At 62.2% G+C, this 336-nt stretch carries 1 protein-coding gene; it reads right to left on the reverse strand.

The features are described 5' to 3' along the window. Positions 1-62: 62 nt before the first annotated feature. Positions 63-336: energy transducer TonB (locus tag BN1127_RS11845; RefSeq protein WP_042649581.1), on the reverse strand; the 274-nt coding region annotated here is incomplete at its 5' end.

Genomic DNA, 336 nt, shown 5'->3' on the forward strand with positions numbered 1-336 from the left:
CAGTACCGCCATGGCCACCGGGGCGAGGATCAGGGTATGTAACTTTTTCATCGCCACCTTCCTTAGTTGACCGCGAACTCGATCTCTTGCTGCATGCGGCTTGCCTGGGGCTTGCCGTCCACCATGGCCGGCTTGAAGGTCCACTTGGCAATCGTCTTGCGTGCCTCCTTGCCGAGGTCATAGCTGCGCGGCTCTTCCTTGACGATGCGGATGTTGCTGACTGTGCCGCGCTCGGTCACGGTGAACTCCACCAGTACCTTGCCTGTGGCGAGGCCAGCCAGCGCCGCCTTGCGGGGCATCATGGGCTCGAAGGTCGCCATGGGAATGGCGCCGTTG

The organism is Aeromonas media (assembly GCF_000819985.1).
GTDB classification, from domain to species: Bacteria; Pseudomonadota; Gammaproteobacteria; order Enterobacterales; family Aeromonadaceae; genus Aeromonas; species Aeromonas media.